The sequence below is a fragment of the Hydrocarboniphaga effusa AP103 genome (assembly GCF_000271305.1).
Lineage (GTDB): Bacteria > Pseudomonadota > Gammaproteobacteria > Nevskiales > Nevskiaceae > Hydrocarboniphaga > Hydrocarboniphaga effusa.
This window is the reverse complement of sequence record NZ_AKGD01000001.1, coordinates 944728-966295: the sequence shown is the minus strand read 5'-3', so window position 1 is coordinate 966295 and position 21568 is coordinate 944728. Positions and strand designations below refer to the sequence as shown.

22 protein-coding genes are annotated in these 21568 nt (G+C 64.9%); 12 read left to right on the top strand and 10 right to left on the bottom strand.

The window, feature by feature from the left end; all coding sequences use genetic code 11:
• Positions 1-26 precede the first annotated feature (26 nt).
• The 8 genes from WQQ_RS04270 (at position 27) to WQQ_RS04235 (ending at position 9177) form a co-directional block, all read left to right on the top strand.
• A complete protein-coding gene (locus tag WQQ_RS04270) occupies positions 27-734 on the top strand; it encodes an SDR family NAD(P)-dependent oxidoreductase (RefSeq protein WP_007183836.1) in 708 nt (235 codons plus the stop codon).
• A 76-nt stretch (positions 735-810) separates the two neighbouring features.
• On the top strand, positions 811-1236 hold the full coding sequence (locus tag WQQ_RS04265; protein WP_007183835.1) for a VOC family protein: 426 nt from the start codon (positions 811-813) through the stop codon (positions 1234-1236).
• Positions 1237-1250: 14 nt separating this feature from the next.
• Positions 1251-2741: a FadR/GntR family transcriptional regulator gene (locus WQQ_RS04260; RefSeq protein ID WP_007183834.1), complete on the top strand. Its 1491-nt coding sequence runs from the start codon at positions 1251-1253 to the stop codon at positions 2739-2741.
• A 162-nt stretch (positions 2742-2903) separates the two neighbouring features.
• A complete protein-coding gene (locus tag WQQ_RS04255; protein ID WP_007183833.1) occupies positions 2904-4256 on the top strand; it encodes a hypothetical protein in 1353 nt (450 codons plus the stop codon).
• Positions 4257-4371: 115 nt separating this feature from the next.
• The gene (locus WQQ_RS04250) at positions 4372-5766 is read left to right on the top strand and encodes an acyl-CoA reductase (protein ID WP_007183831.1); all 1395 of its coding nucleotides are present in this window, start codon (positions 4372-4374) and stop codon (positions 5764-5766) included.
• 10 nt (positions 5767-5776) lie between these two features.
• Positions 5777-6571: a metalloregulator ArsR/SmtB family transcription factor gene (locus WQQ_RS22835; RefSeq protein WP_007183830.1), complete on the top strand. Its 795-nt coding sequence runs from the start codon at positions 5777-5779 to the stop codon at positions 6569-6571.
• 22 nt (positions 6572-6593) lie between these two features.
• Positions 6594-7625 (top strand): enoyl-CoA hydratase/isomerase family protein, encoded by a 1032-nt coding sequence (locus WQQ_RS04240; protein ID WP_007183829.1) that lies wholly within the window; start codon positions 6594-6596, stop codon positions 7623-7625.
• A 145-nt stretch (positions 7626-7770) separates the two neighbouring features.
• A complete protein-coding gene (locus WQQ_RS04235) occupies positions 7771-9177 on the top strand; it encodes a nicotinate phosphoribosyltransferase (protein ID WP_007183828.1) in 1407 nt (468 codons plus the stop codon).
• 91 nt (positions 9178-9268) lie between these two features.
• Here the strand turns inward: WQQ_RS04235 and WQQ_RS04230 are convergent, their stop codons facing one another.
• The 3 genes from WQQ_RS04230 to sigJ form a co-directional block, all read right to left on the bottom strand.
• Positions 9269-9994: an SDR family oxidoreductase gene (locus WQQ_RS04230; protein WP_202800602.1), complete on the bottom strand. Its 726-nt coding sequence runs from the start codon at positions 9992-9994 to the stop codon at positions 9269-9271.
• Between the two features lie 64 nt (positions 9995-10058).
• A complete protein-coding gene (locus WQQ_RS04225) occupies positions 10059-10640 on the bottom strand; it encodes a TetR/AcrR family transcriptional regulator (RefSeq protein ID WP_040453002.1) in 582 nt (193 codons plus the stop codon).
• A 186-nt stretch (positions 10641-10826) separates the two neighbouring features.
• Complete coding sequence (sigJ, locus tag WQQ_RS04220; RefSeq protein ID WP_007183825.1) at positions 10827-11717, bottom strand: RNA polymerase sigma factor SigJ; 891 nt, start codon at positions 11715-11717, stop codon at positions 10827-10829.
• Positions 11718-11902: 185 nt separating this feature from the next.
• On the opposite strand from sigJ, the gene WQQ_RS04215 reads away from it, so the two are divergent.
• Entirely contained in the window at positions 11903-12358 is a 456-nt protein-coding gene (locus WQQ_RS04215) for a carboxymuconolactone decarboxylase family protein (RefSeq protein ID WP_040453000.1), read from the top strand.
• Positions 12359-12438: 80 nt separating this feature from the next.
• Here the strand turns inward: WQQ_RS04215 and WQQ_RS04210 are convergent, their stop codons facing one another.
• On the bottom strand, positions 12439-13020 hold the full coding sequence (locus WQQ_RS04210) for a TetR/AcrR family transcriptional regulator (RefSeq protein WP_040452998.1): 582 nt from the start codon (positions 13018-13020) through the stop codon (positions 12439-12441).
• Positions 13021-13133: 113 nt separating this feature from the next.
• On the opposite strand from WQQ_RS04210, the gene WQQ_RS04205 reads away from it, so the two are divergent.
• The gene (locus WQQ_RS04205; RefSeq protein ID WP_083844409.1) at positions 13134-14039 is read left to right on the top strand and encodes an alpha/beta hydrolase; all 906 of its coding nucleotides are present in this window, start codon (positions 13134-13136) and stop codon (positions 14037-14039) included.
• A gap of 105 nt (positions 14040-14144) precedes the next feature.
• On the opposite strand, the gene WQQ_RS04200 is transcribed toward WQQ_RS04205, so the two are convergent.
• The gene (locus WQQ_RS04200) at positions 14145-14570 is read right to left on the bottom strand and encodes a winged helix-turn-helix transcriptional regulator (protein WP_007183821.1); all 426 of its coding nucleotides are present in this window, start codon (positions 14568-14570) and stop codon (positions 14145-14147) included.
• 55 nt (positions 14571-14625) lie between these two features.
• Between WQQ_RS04200 and WQQ_RS04195 the strand changes: the two genes are divergently transcribed.
• Entirely contained in the window at positions 14626-14955 is a 330-nt protein-coding gene (locus WQQ_RS04195; protein ID WP_007183820.1) for a nuclear transport factor 2 family protein, read from the top strand.
• Complete coding sequence (locus WQQ_RS04190; protein ID WP_007183819.1) at positions 14952-15740, top strand: SDR family oxidoreductase; 789 nt, start codon at positions 14952-14954, stop codon at positions 15738-15740. The genes WQQ_RS04195 and WQQ_RS04190 overlap by 4 nt, the downstream gene beginning before the upstream one ends.
• A 98-nt stretch (positions 15741-15838) precedes the next feature.
• Here WQQ_RS04190 and WQQ_RS04185 read toward each other — a convergent pair whose 3' ends face one another.
• From WQQ_RS04185 to WQQ_RS04165, 5 genes are all read right to left on the bottom strand, one after another.
• Positions 15839-17203 (bottom strand): TolC family outer membrane protein, encoded by a 1365-nt coding sequence (locus WQQ_RS04185; protein ID WP_040452995.1) that lies wholly within the window; start codon positions 17201-17203, stop codon positions 15839-15841.
• 64 nt (positions 17204-17267) lie between these two features.
• Complete coding sequence (locus WQQ_RS04180) at positions 17268-18497, bottom strand: condensation domain-containing protein (protein ID WP_007183817.1); 1230 nt, start codon at positions 18495-18497, stop codon at positions 17268-17270.
• Positions 18478-19662: an ABC transporter permease gene (locus tag WQQ_RS04175; RefSeq protein ID WP_007183816.1), complete on the bottom strand. Its 1185-nt coding sequence runs from the start codon at positions 19660-19662 to the stop codon at positions 18478-18480. Before WQQ_RS04175 ends, WQQ_RS04180 begins: the two co-directional genes overlap by 20 nt.
• Position 19663: 1 nt before the next feature.
• Positions 19664-20851: an ABC transporter permease gene (locus WQQ_RS04170; protein ID WP_007183815.1), complete on the bottom strand. Its 1188-nt coding sequence runs from the start codon at positions 20849-20851 to the stop codon at positions 19664-19666.
• On the bottom strand, positions 20851-21567 hold the full coding sequence (locus WQQ_RS04165; RefSeq protein ID WP_007183814.1) for an ABC transporter ATP-binding protein: 717 nt from the start codon (positions 21565-21567) through the stop codon (positions 20851-20853). The genes WQQ_RS04170 and WQQ_RS04165 overlap by 1 nt, the downstream gene beginning before the upstream one ends.
• Position 21568: the final 1 nt, after the last annotated feature.

Below are 21568 nucleotides of genomic sequence, written 5' to 3'. Positions count from 1 at the left end.
TCCAAGACTTCGTGGAGACGCTAACGATGGGACGTTTGAACGACAAGGTGGCCGTGATCTGTGCGAGCCGGCAGGACGCGCAACATGGCGTCGCGGCCGGTATCGCGCAGCGACTGCGCGACGAAGGCGCGCGCGTGGCGCTGCTGGGCTCGCCGGCCAGCAAGGCCGAAGCCGAAGCCGCGATCGCCGATGTACTGACGCGGCATGGACGCATCGACATTCTCGTCAACGGCGCGGATGAATCCACCGACTTTTCTCCGTTGGCGAGCAAGAGCCTCGCGGTTGCTCCATCGGCGCAGGCCGTGCTCTGGAGCCTGCAGGCCGCGTATCCGGCGCTGCGCGAGCGCGGTGGGCGCGTCGTCAATATCGTTGCGACGATGGGCGACAGTCTCAATCGCAAGCTCGCCGATGGCGTCGCCGCGAGCGAGGCGATCAAATCGCTCACGCGCAGCGCGGCCGAGGAATGGGGCGAGCACGGCGTGCTCGTGAATGCACTTGCGGTTGCGGCCGACACCGCCGTGTTCCGCAAGCTGCGCGAGCAAGCGCCCGAAGCGGTCGATGCACTGGTGGCGCAATCGCCGATGCAGCGCATGGGCGATTGCGAGGCCGACATCGGCGGCGCGGTGATGCTGCTCGTCAGCGAGGCCGGACGCTTCCTGACCGGGCACGTGCTCTATGCCGATGGAGGACAGCATCTGACGCCCACGCCTTTCGAGGCGATCGTGCCGATGTGAAGACAGCACTGGCCACGGCGCGCAACAAATCAGGCCAGAGCGCGCCGGGCCTCAACGAAGCGGGAAGGAGAGTTCGATGAAGTTTCTGCACGTGGGATTCGCGGTCAAGGATATCCATCGCTCGATCGGCCTGTACGCCGATCTGTTCGGCATCCGCTGGGAGCCGGTCAAGGAATACGCGATCACGACCTATGTCGAAGGCAAGGCCAATCCGACCAAGGCGCTCGTCACGCACGGGCACACGGACAACGGCTTCGAATTCGAGATGGTCGAGAACACGCAGGGCATCTCGGCGGATTCGCTGATACTCGGCGATCGCGAAGGCCTCTCGCACATGGCCTTCACGGTCAACGATCTCGCGGCCGCTCGTTCCGAGGCCGAAGGCCGCGGGCTCAGGACGGTGACCGAATTCAGCTCGCAGAAGGTGGATTTCATCTTCCTCAAGGACGAGCGGCTGGCCGGAGCGCTCGTGCAGCTCGTGAAATTCCACGGCGAACGCTGAGCGAATCGTCGACGGTGCTGCAACAGCCGGCTGCAACTGCGGTGCAAGCGCGCCTCGCCCCGCCTCGAGAGCCCAAGCTCGGCGAGATCGTCGCCTCGCGCATCAAGCAGGACATCGCCGATCTGGGCTGGCCGATCGGCCACGTGTTCGGCAGCCAGACCGAACTCATGCGGCGCTACGAGGTGAGTCGGGCAACCTTGCGCGAGGCGGTGCGCCAGGTCGAACGGCATGGCATCGCGCGCATGCATACCGGCATGGGCGGCGGACTGATCGTGCAGCAGCCGGCGCGCGAGGCCGCGGTGCTCGCGCTCGCGGCTTATCTGGAACTCGCCGCGGTGAAGCTGCACGACCTGCTCGAAGCGCGCAGCGTGCTCGAAGAGCTCATGATCACCCTGGCCTGCGAGCGCGGCGGCGAGAGCGAACTGGCGGCCTTGTCGATGCTCGTGCGCGAGCTGCGCGACGCGCCGCTGGCCAGCGTCGAGGCCGATATCGAGATGAGCCTGCGCTTCCGTCGCGCGCTCGTCTCGCTGTCGCGCAACCCGGCCCTCATGCTCATGCTCGAAGCGCTCTATCGCGTGAGCAGCGATCTGCTGAGCTCGCCGGCCGAAACGCCGCAGCTGTCCACGCTGATGCTCAGGGCTCGCCGCGAGAAGATCGCGCTCGCCGAGGCGGTGATCGAAGGTGATTCGGTGCAGGCCGGCCTGCGCGCCCGTGCCTCGCTCGAACGTGCACGCAAGGCCCTGGACGAACGCGTGCTCGAGCTCGGATTGCCGGCCGATACGGCGAGCGCGCTCGAGCTGATCGTGCAGTCGGAACGCTTCGGAGGAAGCGCTCAGCTCAAGCTCGGGCACCGCACCTCGCTGCGCATCGCGCTCGACGCCAGGCGCGCAGGGCCGGGCGGCAGGCTCGGCTCGGAGGCGCAGCTCTGCGAGCGCCACGACGTGAGTCGCGCGGTGCTGCGCGAGGCCTTGCGCACGCTCGAGCCGCAGGCCATCGTTCGCGCACAGCGCGGGGCTCGCGGCGGGCTCGTCGCCTGCGCGCCCGATTCCACGTACACGATCGAACTCACCGCGACGTATCTCGAATACGCCCGCCTGCGACCACGGCATTTCTACGAGCTCTGGCGCGCGCTGCAGATCGCCTGCACCCCGATGGCCGCCGCACGCATCGACGCTGCCGGGCGTGCGCGCATGAATCGCCTGCGCAGCGAAGAAGCCCGCCCGATGGCGCCGCAGCAGCGGTTGCCGACGCACGGCCGGCTGCATGCCCTGATCGGCGAGCTGTCGCGCAATCCGGCGCTGGCCTTGTTCATGGGCCTGCTCGATCGCGTCGGCACGCATTACCAGGCCGATCCGCCGAGCGACGAAATCTGGTCACGCATCGTCGCGAGTCATGCGGAACTCTGCGGGCTGATCGGGGCCGGCGAGGCCGCATTGGCGCGCCGGGCGATGCTGCGCCATCTCAAGCTGCTCGATGTCCGCGTCGAGCTGCTGCTCGAAGCCTGAGCGCACGCAGGCACGCGATGCGTCAGTCGCACCTGACCGGTTCCGGTGGGCTCGCTCCGGAGAAACGAGGAAATGCGGCCAGGCGGCTGCATCTTTGCCGAAGGTTTCGCGCGTTGATTAGCGTGCATTGGCGAAAAGACGCTTAAAACATCGAGGAGACCCATGAGCAGCGCACGCCAGCAATTGCTGAATCTCATCACCGATCCGGACGCCGCCTACGATCAGCCCGCGGCCGCGCTCAGGCCCTTGCAACTGCAGGCCGCGCAGGAGCTGTTCGAACAGCGCGCGACGCAGATTCCGCTCGTCAAGCGCCGCGCGGACGATGCGGCCATTACCCGCATTCGCAGCTTCGACGACCTGGTGCCGCTGCTGTTCGCGCACACGGTCTACAAGTCGTATCCGGCTTCGTTCTTCGAGCAGGGCCGCTGGGATCGCATGCTGGCCTGGCTCGACACGCTGTCGGTGGCGGATGTGAAGAACGTCGACGTCAGCGGCGTGCGCAACGTCGACGACTGGCTCGAGCGCCTGTGGGCCGCGGGCCATGCGGTCATCGCCACGAGTGGCACGACGGGCAAGTGCTCGTTTCTCAATCACACGATGGTCGATCGCGAGATGAAATCGCGCCACGCGCGCTATTCGGTCGGCTGGCCGTTCGCGCGTGCGAACGCCGATCGTCCGGTGTTCTGGCTCGGTCCGATCAAGGGCCGCCAGAGCTCGGTCGAGGCGGCGATCGCGAACGCGCAGAACTGGGGCCGTCCGGGCGCCACGTATGCGCTTTCGCAGGAGCCCCTGCTGATTTCCGAAGTCAGCGAGATGGCCGCGATGCGCAACAAGATGGTCAAGGGCACGGCGACGCCCGACGAGATCGCGGCCTTCGAAAGCAAGGGCGCGCAGAAGGGCGAGCGCATGCGCGCGAGCCTGCGCGAGTTCGCGGCGAAGATCTTCGAGCATCGTCACGAGCCGATCTTCCTGAGCGGCCTGTGGGCGCAGCACATGCTGATCATCGAGCGCGCGCGCGAACTCGGCATCGGCGATGGCGAGTTTCATCCGCAGTCGGTGGTCAGCGCGGGCGGTGGGCTCAAGGGCGTGTCGCTGCCGGACGACTACCAGCAGCGTGTCGATCGCTTCTACGGCCCGGTGCTGCGCTTCGCCGCCTACGGCATGACCGAAATGGCGCAGACCCTGCCGCGCTGCGAGGCCGGTCGTTATCACATTCCGCCGGGGCTCATCGTGTTGCCGCTCGATGCGCCGGGCGAGCAGCTCGTCAAGCCCGAGCATGCGAACGGCCAGCCGGTGGAAGCGCGATTCGCGTTTCTCGATCTGCTCTACGAAGGGCGTTGGGGCGGGCTCATCACGGGCGACAAGGTTCGCATCGATTTCGCCGATCGCTGCGCCTGCGGACGCCACGGCCCCACGCTGCTCGACAACATTTCGCGCTACACCCAGCCCGGACAGGACGATCACATCGGCTGCGCCGGAACCATCGACGCCTATATTCGTGGAGCGGTCGCATGAAGCCCGTCCTGTCCGATCCGGCTCGGCTGTTTGGCGGATCCGTCCACGGTCGCGGCAACCGCGACTGCCTACTCTTTGGCGGTCGCTCACCATCCATTCGCGGAGTGCTCCACGCATGAACGCCCCCACGCAACTCCAGTCCGTTCCGCTCTGCCACGTCGTCAAGGGGCGGACCGTCGAAGGCGCCGATCTCGAATTCGGTCCCGCGCATGCGCGCTTCACGACGCCCAGGCTCGATCTCAACGATCTGGTCTGGCCGCGCACCGAGGCCGGTCCCGCGTTCGAGACGCCGCTGTCCGAGATCATGGACGTGCTCGTCGAAACCGGCGCCTGGCTCGGCCGCGATCCGCAGGGCCTGCTCGCGCAGGCGCTCGAATACTCGATCCGCAGCAGCCCGCTGCCGGCCGCGATCCTCGAACGCTCGTACGCGGGCCTGCCGCGCCTGTTCGATCGCAAGAGCATGGAGTTCCAGCTCCAGGCCGAACTCGGCGGCGCGGATGTCGTCGACGGCTGGCGCGAGGTGATCGACGCGCCGAGCGGGCGCAGGCACCGCATTCGCGCGTTTCCGCCGCGGCTCGTGCATGTGATCGCGGGCAATTCGCCGGGCGTGGCGGCGACCACGATCGTGCGCGGGGCGCTGATCAAGGGCCTGCACCTGATCAAGATTCCGTCGAACGACTTGTTCACCGCGACCGCGATCCTGCGCGCGTTGTCGATCGTGGCGCCGAATCATCCGGTGTCGCGCTCCTTCTCCGCCGCGTATTGGCGCGGCGGCGATGCGCAGGTCGAGGGCATGCTGTTCCGCCCGCAGTTCTTCGACAAGCTCGTCGCCTGGGGTGGCGGCAGCACGATCATGAACGCGCAGAAGTACATCGGCCCGGGCTTCGAACTGGTCGCCTTCGATCCCAAGACTTCGATCTCGCTGATCGGACGCGAGGCTTTCGAATCCGACGACACCCTCGCCCAGGTCGCCGATCTCGCGGCGGCCGATTCGACGATGGTGGAGCAGCAGGCCTGCGTGTCGAGCCGCTTCCAGTTCGTCGAAGGCACGCAGGAGCAGATCGATCGCTACTGCGCGCTGCTGCAGCAGCGCATGGGCGTGGAGCGGCCGATGGCGACCGCCGCCGGCCGGCCGCTGCCGCAGGCGATGCGCGAGGAGATCGAAGGCCTGCGCGGCATGGAGGACTATTACCGCGTCTGGGGCGACTACAAGGGGCAGGGCGTGGTCATTCGCTCCGACGAGCCGGTGGAATTTCATCCGGACGGCCGCGTCGTCAACGTGCTGCCGGTGAACTCGCTCGATGAAGGCGTGCGCCATGCGAACGTCGCGACGCAAACGGTGGGCGTGTATCCGCCTTCGCGCAAGGCCGGGCTGCGCAATGCGCTCGCGGCGATGGGCGTGCAGCGCGTCGTCAACCTGGGTTCGGCCGGCGCGATCGAAGGCGGCTTGCCGCACGACGGTTTCATGCCCTTGCATCGCTTCGTGCGCTGGGTCAACGACGAAGGCTGACGCCATCACGATGAGCGTCGATGCCCTGCTCGCCGCACTGGCCGATCCCGCGCGTCGCGGCCTGTTCGAATCGCTGACCGAGCCCGCCTCGGTCAGCGATCTGGCGTCGCGGCATCCGATCACGCGCGGCGCGGTTTCGCAGCATCTCAAGGTGCTCGTCGAAGCCGGGCTCGTCGACGTGCGGCCGCAGGGCCGCATGCGCATCTACAGCCGACGACCGGAATCCCTGCGCGCCCTGGCGCAGTACGCGATTGCGATGGACAAGGTTTCCGAAGCCGGGCCGCAGGATGCAATCGCCAGCGAGCTCGGAAAGTGGCAGGCCGAAGCGCCGAACATCGATTACGGCGTGCTCGCCCTGATGATGTACTTCACGCAGATCGGCCATCACGTCGTGAGTTCGAGCGAGGCGGTGGCCGAGCGTGCCGGCCTGAGTTTCGCCGACGTGGCGCTGCTCGGCGCCCTGCGACGCCTGGGCCCGCCTTACGAGAGCACCTCGAGCCGGCTCGCGCGCACGTTCTGGATCAGCCTGCCCGGCATGACCAAGCGGCTCGGGCGGCTCGAAGCAGCGGGCTTGCTGATCCGCAGCGTCGATGCCGACGACCGGCGCAGCGCACTGCTGCGCCTGACCGACAAGGGCCTGAGCGTGTTGCGCGACCTGGTCGCCAACCAGCAGCCCGCCGAGTATCACGCGCTGCTGCAATTGAGCGCCGCCGAGCGCGAGCAGCTGTCGAGCCTGCTGCCGCGCCTGCTCGATCTGATCGACGCTCAGCATGGCCAGCGCCGGCCGGCGTATCGCGTGCGCTGATGCGACGCCCGGGATATTCAAGATGATTCACATCGAACGGTTCGACGGCGCCGCGGTGATCGCGATCGACCATCCGCCGGTCAACGCGACTTCGCAGGCGGTTCGGCAAGGCCTGCTCGATGCGCTCGCGAGCGCCATTGCGGACGACACGATCGGCGGCATCGTCATCATCGGCCGTCACGATCGCTTCAGCGCGGGCGGCGATGTGCGCGAGCTCGGCAACACCGCGCTCAACAGGCCGAGCCTGCGCGACAGCATCGCGCTGATCGAGCGCTCGCCCAAGCCGGTGGTGGCGGCGATGACCGGCGTCGCGCTCGGCGGCGGCCTGGAACTCGCGCTCGGCTGTCAAGCCCGCGTCGGCGCCGATCCGCTCAAGCTCGGGCTGCCCGAGGTCACGCTCGGCGTGATCCCGGGCGCGGGCGGAACCCAGCGCCTGCCGCGCATCGTCGGGGCGCAGGCCGCGCTCGACATCGCCACCACGGGCCGGCATTTCAGCGCGCGCGAGGCGCATGCGCTCGGCCTGCTCGACGCGCTCTGCGAGCAGGGCCGCCTGCTCGAGACCGCTTTGCTGCAACTGCGATCGGTGCGCACGAACGAGCCGGCGCCTCGGAGCGAGGTGACGGTGGATCCCGATGTGTTCGCTCGCTACCGCGAATCCAGGCGCGCGCAATGGGAAGGCCAGCTCGCGCCGTGGCTCATCGTCGATGCGATCGAATACGCCTGCACCCGCACGCCCGAACAAGGCTTCGCTTTCGAGCGCCAGGCCTACGAGCGCTGCCAGACCAGCCCGCAGCGCGCGGCGCTGGCGTATCTGTTCGCCGCTCGCCGCCGAGCGGGCAAGGACGGACTCGAGGCGAGGGCGCAGGCGATCGCGGACGGTCTTTGCGAGCACTCCGGTTCGTTCGCGGACGCGGGCGACGGCCTGATCGCAAGCGGAGTGGCGCTGAACGCCGAGGAGATCGATATCGTCGCCGTCGATCGGCTCGGCTTTGCGGCGCACCTGGGCGGCCCGATGTATCGCCGGACTCTCCTGAGGGGCGAGCTTGTCCACTGAAGCCGGTCGTCGTGTCGGCGGGCGGGTATCAGAATCGAACAGCCGTGCTCAATAAAGACCGGCCGGCCGTAACGGCGGCGCGCTCCAGCGCATCGCCCCGGGTGGAGTAGACTCGGTCGCCATTCATCAGCCCGGATGAGCGACGGTGAGCCAGCAGTATCGCAGCAGCCTCATCCTCAACACCGACAGCTACAAGCTGAGCCACTTCCTGCAATATCCGCCGGGGACTCAGTACGTCAGCAGCTATATCGAGCCGCGCGGCGGCGAGCTCGAAAGCGTGGTTTTCTTCGGCCTGCAGGCCTTCATCAAGGACGTGCTCCGCACGCCGGTGACGCAGGATCAGATCGACGAAGCCGAAACCATCGCGCAGGCGCACGTCGGGGTGTTCAATCGTGCGGGCTGGCAGCGCCTGATCGAGAAACATGGAGGGCATCTGCCCGTCGAGATCGAGGCCGTCGCCGAAGGAACCGTGCTCGGCACGCGCATTCCGCTGGTGCAGATTCGCAACACGGATGCGGAGTTCCACTGGCTCGGCGGCTATCTCGAAACCGCGCTGCTGCGCGCGGTCTGGTATCCGACGACGGTCGCCAGCCTGAGCTTCGCCTGCAAGCGGATTCTGCTGCGCTATCTGGTCGACACCGCCGAGAGCCCGGACGCGGTGCTGCCGTTCCAGCTGCACGATTTCGGCGCCCGTGGCGCCACCAGCGAGGAGTCGGCCGGGCTCGGCGGAGCGGGGCATCTGCTCAATTTCCTCGGCACCGATACGCTCTCCGCGCTGCTCGTCGCCAGGCGCCACTACCACGAGCCGATGGCGGGCTTCAGCATTCCGGCCAGCGAACACAGCACGATGACGAGCTGGGGCCGCGAGCACGAAGTCGACGCCTATCGCAACATGATCGAACGCTTCGCCGGGCCGAAGAAGATTCTGGCCTTCGTCGTCGACAGCTACGATCTCTGGCATGCCGTCGATCAGCTCGTCGGCATGGAGCTCAAGACGCTCGTCGAAAACACCGGCGGCCGTGTGGTGATACGGCCCGACAGCGGTGATCCGATCGCGGTACTGCCGCGGCTGATCGAACATCTGATGACGCGCTTCGGTCATCGCGTGAACGCGAAGGGCTATCGCGTGCTGCCCGATTTCATTCGCGTGATCCAGGGCGATGGCGTCAACCTCGACAGCCTGCCGCGCATCCTCGAATCATTGAAGATGCGCGGCCTGTCCACCGAGAACGCCGTGTTCGGAATGGGCGGCGGCCTGTTGCAGAAGCTCGATCGGGACACGATGAAGTGGGCGATGAAGGCGAGCCAGGTGGTCGTCGACGGCGAGCTTCGCGATGTCTTCAAAGACCCGGCGACCGATCCGGGCAAGCGCAGCAAGCCGGGTCGCTTGGCCGTGGTGCGCGAAGCCGATGGCAGTCATCGCGGCCTGCGTGTCGAGGAGCTCGGCGGACAGCAAAACCTGCTGCGCCCGGTGTTCCGCGATGGGCAGCTGCTCATCGACGAGGATTTCGCGACGATCAGGGCGCGTGCGGCCGAGGGTTTGCGTGTTTGATGCGGGAGAGTTGCCCGGTGCCTGATGCGAGGCACCGTCGACAGCAATATGGGTCGATGGTCGGGCTCGTGCCAGGACCGGCCGCTCTCGCTTATAAAATGAATCCGCCGTCGATCGTGAGGCTGGCGCCGGTCATGTATCCCGCCTTCTCACTGGCGATGTAAGACGCCAGTTCGCCAATCTCGGAGGGCTCGCCAATTCGTCCTAGCGGCACGATTGACTCCAGCTGCTCCGCCATTGCCGAAGTCATATCAGTGTAGGTCGGGCCGGGTTGGATGTTGTTCACCGTGATCCGTCGCGGCGCCAAATCCAGCGCCAGTCCTTTCACCATTGACGCGACAGCCGCCTTCGTCATTGCATAGACAGTTCCTTCTGGGTTTCCGGTGCGCTCAGCCGTATTGCTACCGATCGTGATTACTCGGCCTCCATCTCGCATCTGGGCAACAGCCGCCTGAATCGCTAGATAGACACCGCGAACATTCACGTCGAGAAGCAGATCCAGATCGACTTCCGACATCGTGCTGATGCTGCCCATACGCAAGACGCCTGCGTTGACGACGACGGTGTCGATAGCGCCGAGCTGTGCAACCACTTGATCGACCGCACGCCGGATCTCCGCACTGTCCACGCTGTTTGCCCGGAGAGCGAACACCTGTTTCCCATTCGATTGGAGTGCAGACACCAGTTCTTCGGACCGCTGTACATCCGACGAGTACGTAAACGCGACCGCGTAGCCGTCTGCGGCCAATCTGCGAACCAGCGCAGCGCCTATGCCCCTCGAACCGCCAAATACCATGGCAACCTTGGACTTCGTCATGTCAATCTCCTATGTGGATCGATCGGTCCATTTGCGATCAAAAAAAGGGCGGCCCATTGTCGCCCTAAGCTTTGAGTCGATCGATTGCGAAGCGCGCCATAGCGCGCAAATTCGTCGGGCTGGAGCCAGCGCGAGCGGCAAGCTGCAAGCCCGTCATCGTCAATCCGATGAAAGCAGCGGTGTCCTGCGCGTTGATTCGGGGATCGAGTTCGCCATTTTGCTGACCCTCCCGAATGCGGGCGACGAGACCGGCGTGCAGAAGCTTCGCAGCTTTTGTCCGCAGATCGGCCACATCGACATCCATTACCCCGAACTCGGACGCCGAGCTGACACCGAGACAGCCAAGCGCGCGTTCTTCGGGATCTTTCGAGATCAGGCCGAACAACAAGGCTTCGATTCCCGTCACTACTGATGAGCCACTCTTGAGGCGTCCCAGATGCTCTTCTATCGACATCCGCTGATACGCGCCCAGCGCTTCGAGATAGAGCCGCCTTTTGTCACCAAACGTGTTGTAAAGGCTCTGCCGACCAATCTCCATCGCACTCAGCAATTCATCCAGGGACGTGGCGGCGTAGCCTTTGGCCCAGAAGAGCTTCATCGCACGCCCAAGGGCGGCATCCCGATCGAACTCGCGTGTCCTGGCCATGACCCATCAGATCACGATATGGATCGATCAGTCAATTATCGGCAGCGACACCTGTGGAGTTGACGGGGAGTGCCGGCCCGTCCGCTGGGGGCTGGCCGGCGACAATCGCGGTGAGCGTCACCGAGGTGCCAAAACCCGACGTCCGCGATCGGCTACCAGCTGCGCTGCTAAGTATCTACAGGCACCTTAACGGGCTGATTGCCCTTTGAGGCTCGCCGCAGAGACATGGGACAGCTTTTCAGGATTGCGGACGATGTAAATAGTGCCGATCTTCGCGCCTCGCATACCGAGGATCATCGTTTGAAGGACGCCGTTGCCGTCGACACTGATGCATCCGGGCAGCCCATCGATTAACGCTGACCTCAGCAGAGTCGGGCGTGCACCATTCTTGCGACTCTGGCTGGCGAAAAGGCGTAGCGCACGATGAAGACCCCGGATGACTACGGGGAAAGCGATCACTTTTCCGCCTCCGTCTGCCTGAATCTCTACATCGTGGGCCAGTATCTCGGATAGCCTGGTCACGTCACCGTCGCGAGCGGCGAAAAAGAAGGCGTCTGCGATCCTTTCGGCCTCGGCTGCTTCGATGCGGTAGCGAGGGCCTGATTCTCGAAGATGTTTGCGCGCGCGTGATGCAAGCTGGCGCACGGCGGCGGGCTGCCGATCGAGAGCGACCGCTATTTCGGCAAGCGCAACGTCGAAGATATCGTGCAAAAGAAAAGCTGCGCGTTCCAGAGGTGACAGCCTTTCCATCGCGAGCATTAGCGTGAAGGTCACCTCGTCGGAAGTCTCCTCCACTTCATCGGCAGCGGAGATGAGTGGTTCGGGAAGCCATGTCCCGAGATATGTCTCGCGGCGCACACGGGCAGACTTCAGCTGGTCGAGGCACAAGCGAGTGACAACACGCGTGAGGTATGCGGCTGGGGAATCGACGCAGTCCGTGACCTCGCTCCAGCGGAGCCACGCATCCTGAACCACGTCTTCCGCCTCACCGATCGATCCGAGCATGCGATAGCCAAGGTGGACGAGGCGCTTGCGTTGCGATTCAAATTCAGCGGTCCTCTGGTCACTCGTGGGCATATGCGATTTCCATACTGAGCTCCGAAGTGTAAGGCCCTCCGGCCGGACTCTGTCTGACGAGCAAAGCCCTGCCAGTGTGACATCGAGTGGGTCAATATTTTCTCTTCGGGCCATGTCACACCCGGCCGCCCAACCTCGTCTATCTCCGGGCGTCATCGATCGACGCTAGTGACGGAGACTTAAGAATGACCAGTAGCAAACGCCTTTCTTGGCATGAAATCTCGCCGGAGGGGGCAAAGGCGCTCTTCGGAGTGCATCACTATGTCACCGCGAAAACGGACCTTCCGGACGAACTCGTCCACCTCGTGTTCCTGCGCGTGTCGCAGATCAATGGCTGTGCACATTCCATTGATCTTCACACCCGAGACCTACTCAAGACGATGCCCATCGACAAGATCGTGCTGGTACCCGTGTGGAGCGAAGTCCCTCAGCTGTTTCCTGATACGTACCGCGCCGCACTGGCGTGGGCCGAGGAAGTCACCCTGCTAAGCGATACACACGCATCGGATGAGGCCTATGCGGCCGTGGCTGCGGCTTTCGGGCCCAAGGATCTGGTCGACCTCACGATCGCGATAGCGGCGATGAACGCGTTCAATCGGCTTGGTGCGCCGTTCCGCCTTCCCGTGAAGGCCCAGGCTTGATTCTGGGTCACTGGCGGCCGGTTCATTCGTGCCAGTTCCGACTGCCGCCAGTGACGGCTTCTCGGCAACAGGAACAATCCTTAGAGACGTCGCCCGAATGTACGTGCGACAAGGTTCCCGTGCGCTGCAGCTTCGCTGACGAGTACCGAGCAAATCTCGCGCTTCTCGGCATCCGTCATCGGGTGGGCAAGCAGACCTTCTATCGTAAAGATCCAGATCTTCATCAGAGCCTTCGCCTTCTTGGGCGGAATGCCTGCCTGCCGAAGTTCGGCAAGGATCAAGTCTTCACTCAGCCTGTGGAAGCGTTCATGCCACGCGTTGATGCTGGATGACTTCAGCATCCGGGCATGGACGGTCGCCACGAGATGGCTGGCTTGCTGTAGTTGGTTCACCGCCATGAGAAGTCGTCCCAGCGGATCGGCGGCGGCTCCGGGGCGGAGTGCCGTCAGTCCCTGCTCCAGTTCCGTATCGAGGACGGCAATCAGCAGTTCGTCTTTGTCCTTGAAGTACCAGTAAATGGTATTGGCAGAGACTCCCGCGGATGTGGCGATCGCGGCCATCGAGGTCGCGTCATACCCTACCTCCATGAACAGTTTTCGGGCGACGTCCAGGATCTCCGCCCGCTTCTCGTTGGAGTCCTGCTGAACCTTGTTGCGTGGCATTCGTCGCTCATCTAGTGAGTGGCCGAAGCGCCACATGGCATTGATTATACGCTCTCTTGAACGCCATTTAAGGCGGTGATAATGTTTCTTGAACGACATTCAAGATAAGCGCCGTGGCAACCAAAACCTTCGTTACGCACTTCCAAAGCAACAACGCCCAGTGCGCCGCCACTGTTCACCTACCAGACGGAGCAGGTCCATTCCCCGCGATCCTCATGGTTCACGGCTGGGGCGGAATACAGGATGCGTTGACCTTGCCCTTCTATGCTCCGTTCAACCAAGCCGGTTTCGCCGTCATGACCTTCGATTATCCCGGCTGGGGAACGAGTGAAGGTGCGATCCGCAACGTCATCAATCCTTGGCATCGAGAGCGTGATGTTGAAAACGCCTTGGAGCATTTGCGCGCACAGCCGCAAATCGATGCACGTCGCATCGTGCTGTGGGGAACGTCTTTCGGCGGCGGACACGTCGTCAAGATCGCGGCGCGACATCCCGAACTTCTGGGGGCCATCGCCCAGGTTCCGATGCTCGACGGAATGGCGGCCGTAAAGGCAGTGCCGTTTCCACGCCTCCTGCGCTTCGGCTTGGCAGGAATTGGTGATCTGTTTCGCGGAAAACGGCCCATCTACCTTCCGGTCGTGGCGCCGCCCGGAGAGTGGTCCAGCATGGATCGGGATGGCGCGTCAGAAGCCTTGCAGAAGGGGTTGCAGGCGATGGTCGAGAGCGGTGGTCCGGAAGCGGGCAAGTACGACAACCGGGTGGCTGCCCGCTCTCTCCTCACCATGGGCCTGTACCGACCATTCAAAAGCTTGAAGGAAGTGTCCATTCCGCTTCTGATCGTAGGAGCGACACGAGATACGGTCGCGCCATTCATCGAAGAAAAAATCCGGGCTCTCAAAAACCCACGGATCAAACTCGAAACGCTGGATGCCAACCACTTCGATCCTTATTTTGAGCCGGCCCTTTCTCAAAATCTTGGCTACCAGATCGCATTCCTGAAGGCGCTGCGCAGCCTATGACAAGGTTAAGAGCACAAGCCGCTCTCACCGTCTTTTTGAATGTCGTGACCTGGCGGGCAGATCACAGTCGCCGATCGTTCGCTTCGGGCCGCAAGCGGTCCCTGACTAAAGAGGAAGCAAGTCAGCTGTCATAGCGTTGGGGTCGATGAGACGTTCCCGAACTTCGTCGGGCGCGGACTCGGCCCAGGTGAGCAGCTTGTCCAGCACGGGGCACAGGGTCTGGCCCCATTCCGTGAGGTGATATTCCACCCGGGGCGGCACTTCGGCATGGACGATACGAGTGACCACGCCATCGCCCTCAAGCTGGCGCAACTGCTGGATCAGCATCTTCTGGGAGATGCCCGGAATGGCCCGTTCGAGCTCGGAAAACCGGCGGATGTTGGCGCCGAAGAGCTGAAACAGAATGACGAGCTTCCATCGACCCTCGAGCACGCGGATCACGTTCTGCGCGCTCTGCGCGGCGGTGTGAGGCGTGTAATCGACACGCTTACCTTTTGGTGTGTACCTGACTTTTTCGTCTGTTCTTGTCATTCCTGCACCCTATCTCCAGTATCGCCGAACCGCAACGGTGCTTCGGAGAACTTTCATGGTTCCAGCATTACCCAAACCCATCGCCGACTATGTCGACGCCAACGCGAAACTCGATCTGGACGGAATGCTGAAGCCTTTCGCGGCTGATGTCGTGCTTCTCGACAACGGAAGCCGTTTCGAGGGCCATGCCGGGCTGCGAACCCTGTTCGAAGAGGCGGTGATCCCCGTCAAGGCGGTCTTCACGCCGGACGCCGTTCGCTACGAGAACGGTCAGGTGGTGGTCGAAGGCCCCGCCCATGGCGATTTCAAGGGCAGCCCAATCCGCTTCACCTACCGCTTCACGCTCGAGAACGACGCCATCAAGGCCCTGGATATCACGGCATGAACTTCAAGCCCGATCCGACCGAGTTCGCGGGAAAGCGTGTTCTCGTCAGCGGCGGCACCAAGGGTTTGGGCCGCGCTACGGTCGACCGCTTCCTTGCCGGCGGCGCCCGGGTCATCACCTCCGCCCGTGGAAACCTGGAGCTCATCGACGGCGTCGAGTTTGTCCAGGCGGACCTGACGACGGCCGAGGGTGGGGAAACCCTGGCCAAGGCGGCACTCGAACGCCTGGGCGGAATCGATATCTTGGCGCACGTTCTCGGCGGCTCGACGACACCCGGCGGCGGCTTCGTCGCCCTGACCGACGACCACTGGCTAGCCGAGTTGAACCTGAACCTGCTGGCGACCGTTCGCCTCGATCGTCTGCTGATTCCGCAGATGATCCAGCGCGGCCACGGCGCGGTCGTGCACGTGACTTCCATCCAGTCGGTCCTGCCTCTTCCCGAGGCGACCACCGCCTATGCGGCGGCCAAGGCCGCGCTCAGGACCTACAGCAAGTCCGTGTCGAAGGAACTGGGGCCCAAGGGCGTGAGGGTCAATGTCGTCTCTCCGGGCTGGATCATGACCGAGTCCTCCGTGGAGTTGTTGAAGCGCCTGCAGGCCGCCAACGGCGGCACGATCGAGGAGGCGCGGCAACTCGTCCTGGACAGCTTGGGCGGAATCCCGATCGGGCGTCCGGCCGAGCCTTCCGAGGTCGCCGACCTCATCGCCTACCTTGCATCGGATCGCGCGGCCGCGATCCACGGCGCCGAGTTCGTCATCGACGGCGGCACCGTTCAGACCGTCTGAGGTGACCGCACCGACGTCGCACCTCGCGGACGTCGGAACGGTGGCCTTGGGCCTCCACCACGCTTATCGGACCCGGCCCATAGCTAATTTGCAGAACTTCAACGCGTCGTCAGCAGCGCATCCACTTCCGCCAGGTCTTCCGGGTCGAGCTGGCCGACCGAGGCCTTGAGCCGCAGCAGCGCAACCAGATAGTCGTATCGCGAGCGCGTGAAGTTGCGCTGCGCCTGGTAGCGCTGTTGTTGCGCATTGAGCACGTCGATCGCGCTGCGCGTGCCGATCTCGAGGCCGGTCTGGCTCGCGTCGAGCGCCGACAGGCTCGAGGTCACCGCGCGCTGGAACGCCAAGCTGCGCGCGGTTCCCGACAGCACGGCCTGATACGCCACGCGCGTCGCGCGCTCGGCCTCGCGCAAGGCGGCGTCGTACTCGGCCATGCGCTCGTCGCGCAGCGCCACGGCCGAGCGCACGCCCGAGCGCGTCGCACCGCCTGCGAACAGCGGCACGGTCACGCCGACGCGGATCGCGGTGCCATCGGCGTCGGTCGGAAAGCTGCCCGATTTGGTCTTGAAGTCCTGGTAGCTCAGCGTCGCGTCGAGCCGCGGAAAGTAGCGTGCCTGCGCAACGTCGACGCCGCGCGAAGCGATGTTGTAGTTGAGTAGCGCGGCGGTGACGTCGAGGCTGCTCGGCACCAGATCGATCCAGGCTTGCAGCACGGCGGGCGCGGCCTTGGGCAGCGCGGTGCCGTCGGGCAGGCGCGCGAGCCGGCGCGGGGCGGGCGCTGGTGTGTCTTCGAGTGAAACCACCTGCACGCCGGGCTCGATCGGCTTGCGCAGCGGCTCGCGCGTGATCGCATCGAGCCCGGCAGTCGCGGCGGTGACCTGCTGCTCGGCTTCGAGTTCGCTCGCCAGGCTCAGGTCGTAGCGGGCCTGCACGTCCTGCACGTCGATGATGCTCGACTGGCCGAGCTCCAGGTTCTGCTGCGCGAGTTCGAGCTGGCTCGCGAGCGCGTCCTTCTCGGCACTTGCGAGCGCCAGGGCATCGTTGGCCGACAGCAATTGAAAGTAGACGTCGGCCGTGCGCAGCAGCAGCGCCTGCCGGCTCGCGCGGAAGTTGAGCTCGGCGAGCGCGGTCTGTTCGCCGGCCTGTTGCAGCCTGCGCCAGCTTTCGAGGTCGAACAGCGGCTGCGTGAGGCTCACGCCGAGGTTCTTGTCGGTGCCTCCGTTGTGGCGCGCGAGTTCGACCGGAATGCCGGTGGTCGGGTCTTCGAAACGCACCGTGGTGTCGGAGTCGTTGAAGGTCTGGCTATAGGTCGCCTGGACCTGCGGCAGCAGCAACGCACGCGCGGCCGGCTCCGCTTCGAGCGCGACGTCGCGCGCGTGCAGCGAGGCGTTGTACTGCGCATCGTTGCGCTGGGCCATTTCGAAGAAGCGCAGCAGATCGCCGGCCTGCGCCGCCGGGGGCAGCACGCACAGCGCGAATGGAAGACAAAGAAGAGGAAGGCGGAAGGTCATGAGGTCGGAGTCTGTTGACTCAGGCAGGAAAGCGTTCGCGCAAATGCGCTTCGATCGCGTCGAAGCGCCCATTGCTGGCGAGCACGCGTGGCAGGTTGAGTGCGAGGTCGACGCGGTCATCGACGCAGGTGAGGATCGAAAACGCGCTGCCCGCGAGCGGCAGCACGAAGAAATCCCTGAGCGTGAAGCCCGGCGCGCTGTAATGCAGCGGATCGATGCGCCCGAGATTCGAGATCACGGCAGTCTCGACTGCGCGCTTGCGATGAAAATTTTCGGGCGTGCGCGACAGCAGGCGATCGAGCCAGGGCATCGGCAGCCAGCGCACCAGATCGAGTGCGCCGGGATAGAAGGCATCGGAGCGCGAAGCGAGCAGGGCAGACAGCTTTTCGCGAAATGCATCGGCGCCTTCGCCGCGCTGCAAGGCGACGTGCAGCATGGCGCTGTAATTGCCGGTGGAGACGATGCCCGGCTGGTGACGACGCAGGTTCACCGGAACCGCGATCAGCGCGGGCAGATCGCTATGGCGATGCATGAATTCGGCGAGCGCGGCGGCGACCCGCGCGAGCTGATTGCGCCGTGGCTTGCCGAGCGCGATGCGCCTCCAGTCGTCGCCACGCTCGAGGCCGGAGGGCTCGCCGGTCAGCCACGTAGTCTTGACGTGCCTGGATTCTGACCGCGGTACGCGCTGCTCTCGCATCAGGTCGACATCGGAATAGGTGCAGTTGCTGCCCAGCAGCGGCTCCGCGCGCAGGGCGCGGAACAGCTCCTGCAGCATGTGCATCGCTCCGGCGCCATCCATGATCGCGTGATGCGTGTGCAGAACCACCAAGGTGGATTCGCCGGCGCGCGGCAGCAGCAGCAGTTCGACGTTGCAGCCCTCGCGCAGCGACAGTGGACGCTCGATCAGGAACTCGGCCCCGAACGACGAGCGGGTGTTCCATTGCCGCGCCGGCAACTGCACCACGCGCGGAGCGGGAGCGTCGCTGATCCAGCGCGTGGCGCGACGCTGGCCATGCAGGCGCAGGCGCAGCCCCGGATTCACCGCGCTCACCGCATCGAGCGCGGCTTGCCAGCGATCGATCGAAATAGCGTGATCGCCTTCGAGCACCGCCACGATCTTGCGCGCCGGCTCCAGCGTGCGCGCATGCGTGCCGATGCTCGCGTGGTAATACTCGGGCGTCGACATCGGCCGGCTCAGTGCGGCGATCGACGCGAGCGCGGGCAAGGAATCAGACCGAGCGGAGCGCATCGACGATTTCCAGGCGAGAGGCGCGTAGCGCGGGCAGGGCGCCGCCCACGGCGCCCATGAACAGCGAAAACAGCAGTACGTCGCGCACGATCTGCGGCGTCATGGTCAAACGGAACACGATCTCCGAAAACGTCTGCACGTTGGTCGTCGAGATCTCGACGAGTTGCATGAACGCCGCCGCGATCAGCCCGACCACGCCCGATACGAAGCCCAGCAGCAAGGCCTCGCGCAAGAACGCGCCCACGATGTTGCCGCGCCGGAAGCCGAGCGCGCGCAGCGTTCCGATCTCGCGCGTGCGATTGGCGACCGCCGCGTACATCGTGATCATCGCGCCGATGATCGCGCCGATCGAAAAGATGATCGTGATGGTCTTGCCGAGCACGCCGATGAAGTTGGCGAGGTTTTGCGACTGGTCGAGATAGAACAGGGTTTCGCGCTTGTGCTCGACATTGAGCTGAGGCTGGCGCGTGATGGCGTCGGAGAAGCGCTCGTAGCTGCCGCTGTCCTGCAGCTGCGCCACCACCGACGAATACGCGGGCCGGCGGAACGCCTGCATGATCTGCTCGCCGTCGGCCCAGAGCTCGGAGTCGAAGCCGCTGTCCTGCGCTTCGAACAGGCCGACGACGGTCCATTCGCGCAAGCCGAAACCGAGCTTGTCGCCGATGCGCAGGCCGAAGTCTCCGCGCGTCATGCCCGAGCCTGCGATGATCTCGGACGATCCGGGCCTGAAGCTGCGTCCTTCGACGATCTTCAGCTGCGGCCGCATGGCGATGCCGGCTTCGCTGGTGCCGCGCACGACGACGTTGGCGAGCTTTTGCGAGCCCTTGCGCGGCAGGTTCACGAGGATCAGCGCTTCGTGCGCGATGCGCGCGTGTCCGGCCGCGTCGGTCGCCAGGCCCGGCAGCGTGTCGAGCAGGCGCGCCTGCTCGCGCGAGATCGTGCTCTGCACTTCGGTTTGCGAGCCCTGGCGGATCACCACCACGTTGTCGAACGAGCCGGTGCCGCCGAGCGTCTTGCGCAGGCCCTGCGCCATCATCAACACGGTTGCGAACACGAAGACGACCAGCGCCATGCCGGTGACGGTCAGGATGGTCGTGAGCTTGCGCGCGACGAGGTTGCGCGCGACATAGGACCACGACAGTCCGCGATAGGCTGCTGCGGCCATATCAGGTCACCGCGCGCAGGCCGTCGACGATGACGAGCCGGGTGCTGTTGATCGCCGGCGCGATGCCGGCGCAGATGCCGATCAGCAGCGACGACGCGAATTGCAGCGCCATCGTCTCGGGCTCGACCTGGAAGACCACGAACAGATCGCGCGTGGCTTGGAAGAAGGCGTCCGAAACCGGAAACGTCAGCAGCATGCCGAACAGGCCGCCCGCGAGCGAGAGCGTCAGCGATTCGGCCAGGATCAGCTTCCAGACGAAGTCGTTGCCGAAGCCCAGGGCTTTGAGCGTTGCGTACTCGCGCGTGCGTTCGCGCGCGGCCATCGCCATGGTGTTCGCCATCACCGCCATGATGATCAGCACGACGACGTAGGCGACGGTCTTGATGGCGACGAGAATGGTATCGACCATCGCGATGAAGCCGAGCTGGAAGGCTTTCTGCGTCTCCGTGCGCGTTTCCGCGAGCGAGTTGCGGAACACCGAATCGATCGCGGCCGAGACTTCGGCCGAGTCATTGGAGTTGTGCAGCCCGACGATGAAGATGCCGACCGAATCGGCCATCGACGGCAGGATGGCTTTGACGCGCTCGTTGAGGTACTGCCAGTGCATCAGGAACAGGCCTTCGTCGGTCTTGTCGTCCGCGCCCGTGTAGATGCCGCGAATCACGAAGTTCCAGGTTCCCGGATAAACCGTTCCCCTGAGCGCGACGCTGTCTCCGAGCTGCCAGCCGTTCTTGTTCGCGAGCTTGCGGCCGACGATGACCGCGCGACGCTCGCGCTGGAAGGCCGACAGCTGGTCGGGCGCGATCACGTATTCGGGATACAGCCCGAAGTAGCTCGCCGCATCGATCGCGTACTGCGGAAAGAAATGCTTCTCGTCGATGTACACGCCGCCGAACCAGTTCGCCCAGGTCACCGCCGACACACCTGGAACGCGGCGGATGCGGTCCGCGTGCGTGACCGGCAGCCGGAAGCTCAGCGAGGCTTCGCTGCGCGTGATCAGGCGTCCGGCCGAACCGAGTTCGGCGCCCGCGTACCAGGAATCGACCACCGTGCGCAGCAGCCCGAACGAGACGATCGCCACCGCGATGCCGGCCATGGTCAGCAGGCTGCGCAGCCGATGCCGCAGCAGGTTCTTGCTCGCCAGCCGCAGCATGTAGACGAACTGCATTGACGACTGCGTCGACTGCATCAGTGCGCGGCCTCGTTGTCGCTGCCCAGCAGCAGGCCTTTTTCGAGATGGATGCGCGTACGCGCGCGCGCCGCGCACTTGGGATCGTGCGTGACCATCACGATGGTCTTGCCGAGCTCGCCGTTGAGCCGATCGAGCAGGTTCAGCACGTCGTCCGCGGACTGGCGATCGAGATCGCCGGTGGGTTCGTCGGCGACGATCAATGTCGGATCGGTGACGAGCGCGCGCGCGATCGCGACGCGCTGCTGCTGGCCGCCCGAGAGCTCGTTCGGATGGTGATCCATGCGATCGGCGAGGCCGACCATGGCGAGCGCGGTTTCGACGTGCTCGCGGCGCTGTGCACGGCTCAGCGTGGTGAGCAGCAGCGGCAGCTCCACGTTCTCGAAAGCGTCGAGCACCGGCATCAGGTTGTAGAACTGGAAGATGAAGCCGACGTTGGCCGCGCGCCAGGCCGCCAGATCGTTCTCGGGCAGAGCGGCAATGTCGACGCCGCCGATCAGCAGCCTGCCCGCGGTGGGCTTGTCGATGCCCGCGATCAGGTTGAGCAGCGTGCTCTTGCCCGAGCCCGACGGGCCCATCAACGACACGTAATCGCCGAGTGCGATGTCGAGATCGATGCCGAGCAGCACCGGCACCGGCTGGTTGCCGCGCTGATAGGTCTTGTTGACGCCGCGCACGCTGATCAGCGTCGGGCTGCTCGCCGAATCGAAGCTCATG